This window comes from Spirosoma utsteinense (assembly GCF_014282275.1).
Classification (GTDB): Bacteria; Bacteroidota; Bacteroidia; order Cytophagales; family Spirosomataceae; genus Spirosoma; species Spirosoma utsteinense.
Genome location: NZ_VFIA01000124.1, coordinates 1 through 2,224, shown reverse-complemented (window position 1 = coordinate 2,224; position 2,224 = coordinate 1). Strand labels below are relative to the sequence as shown.

Sequence of the window (2,224 nt, the reverse complement as noted above, 5' to 3'; positions counted from 1 at the left end):
TTATGGTTAACTATATCATTATCAGTTATTTATAAGCAGTCTTGTATCTATTATATTTTACTACTTTTTTGGCCGGGTTAGAGACTCAGATTTTGTTGCTAAAACTGCCTTGATTACCCACCCTATTTACTTTTCTGACAGTCGGAAGAAAAGACAGCCGTTTAACCCCTTAAAGAAATCGACCGTAGGGAGGTTTTTTAGGGGTTAAACATGGCTGGCTACACAAATAAGTGCTGATATTTAGAGACTTACAAAGATTGTATACAGTGCTAATTATTAACCAATTTTTAACCCTTTGATAAACAATCTCATAGAGCGAGACAAAACGGTATGGAGCGTAGCGGAATAGCGTTCCGTCTCGCTCTCTTCAAGACCGCTTCGCGCTACTCGAACCGGATGGCTTTTTTCCCCTTTCCAATCTTTAATCAAATGGGTAGCTTTACATAACCTCACTTATACAACAGCCAAAATTTCCCTTTCACAGCTTTACTGTTCTAAACTCGTTACACCATGAAGTATTCGATGCGTACTCTTCTCGTTCTTGCTGGCTTGATCAGCTCGACAACCCTATTTGCTCAAATCAAGGTTACTACGCAGATCAGTAGTGACGCCAGTACAGGTAAACAGCTTATTCAAGCCATGGTGACGGGGGGATCTGGTCAGTATAGTTACGCCTGGGGCCTTAGCACACCTGGTGTCGTTCCGCCAAATACAGCCTCTGAGTTTTTGCTCGCCCCTGCTCAAGAGGCTGAATACATTGTCTTCGTTAGAGATAAGCAGACGGGAGTTAGTGCTTATACGACGGTAGTAGTGAAAACACTGGCTGTGAACGAGAAGCACATACTTAGAATGCCTGGTGAAGGTAAATTGAATTTGGGTTATTCGGCAACGGGATCGAATTGACTTTTTGCCAGTTGAAACCCTTCTTCTACGTATTCAGCCAATCTTGCTTTCGTTTCTTTACGTAACATCAGTTATAAAACACCTCCCCCTAAAGTACAATGCCTGGCTACTGCGATCAGTGGCCAGGCATTGCACTTTTTCCCTGTTATTGGTGTCTGCGACGCTGTTTTAAGTGATTGGGGCTTACTGCCCCAAACCCCGTAGGTTTTTTTCAGGCATAAGGCACCCCTAACTGTACGAGGAAAAAGATAGATAATAAAAGGACATTTCTTTTTTAAAGTTCTTTTTTTCCCTCTATGCCTTTGACTTGCCTACTGTAGTGGCCCGCGATCAGGCCGAGCGGCCGCCTAACCCCGTACAGTTAGGGGTGCCTTATGCCTGAAAAAAACCTCGTGGCCGTAGGACACGAAAAAGCCCCGATCTGGCTTCGAGCTATCAAGATCGGGGCGCATGTACGGTTAGTACGTGCATTAGCCTATCCCTGGCCGGTTGCTCCTCAGCAGTGCCGACGTCCGTTTCAGCTAATATTTTCAACAGTATGAAGTTCCTGAAGAATTTCTTCTATACTGGGTTGATGAATATCTTCTTCTGACTTAGAGAGTTCGGCTACAATCTCTCGATTGCCATTTTGCCCATACTCGACTTGTAATCTGATTTTACGAATATTAGTCCACTCTCCTTTTCCAAACAAATAGGGATTAGCTTGATATACACCTATACCTACTCGAAAAAGGATATTTTTCTTTACAAAGGTCACTAAAGCATTGTCAATAGTTCTTGTAGTAATGCCTATATCAGTCGCTACTCGCTTCTTAATCGTAGCATTGAGTACAATCTCATTTTGATAATTCATACGCTTGAGCAAGGCATAGAGCACACCGCTAACCCAATGCGGAATGTCCTTCAACATTACTAAGTCATCCAAATAGAGTTTAATAAAATCAGGCTCTTTAGGTATTCTAACTTCCCGATCTGTTTTTACAGTCTCTCCTGTTAAGAAGTCTACTGTGTCTTTTTGGTATACAATTCTACCAGTGTTGTTCTGCATAGGACTCATCCGATTAAGGGGTAAACACTAACGCGATTCCAAATACACATTTTTTACCGTCATTAGCAAGTAGTCATGCGATTTAGATGACAATCATACTGCTGGGCCATGACAATCATACTGCTGGGCCATGACAGTTATACTGCTGGGCCATGACACTGTTTATGGTTAACTATATCATTATCAGTTATTTATAAGCAGTCTTGTATCTATTATATTTTACTACTTTTTTGGCCGGGTTAGAGACTCAGATTTTGTTGCTAAAACTGCCTT

The 2,224-nt window shown here is 41.9% G+C and carries 2 protein-coding genes; one reads left to right on the top strand and one right to left on the bottom strand.

The genetic code is table 11. The features are described from left to right. The first annotated feature begins 510 nt into the window (after positions 1-510). The gene (locus FH603_RS27985) at positions 511-903 is read left to right on the top strand and encodes a hypothetical protein (protein ID WP_186742643.1); all 393 of its coding nucleotides are present in this window, start codon (positions 511-513) and stop codon (positions 901-903) included. A gap of 517 nt (positions 904-1,420) precedes the next feature. Here the strand turns inward: FH603_RS27985 and FH603_RS27980 are convergent. Then, the gene (locus FH603_RS27980; RefSeq protein ID WP_186742641.1) at positions 1,421-1,951 is read right to left on the bottom strand and encodes a replication/maintenance protein RepL; all 531 of its coding nucleotides are present in this window, start codon (positions 1,949-1,951) and stop codon (positions 1,421-1,423) included. Positions 1,952-2,224 lie beyond the last annotated feature (273 nt).

Coding starts and splice junctions, on each gene's coding strand:
- FH603_RS27985 (WP_186742643.1), top strand. CDS start 511: ATGAAGTATTCGATGCGTACTCTTCTCGTTCTTGCTGGCTTGATCAGC.
- FH603_RS27980 (WP_186742641.1), bottom strand. CDS start 1,951: ATGCAGAACAACACTGGTAGAATTGTATACCAAAAAGACACAGTAGAC.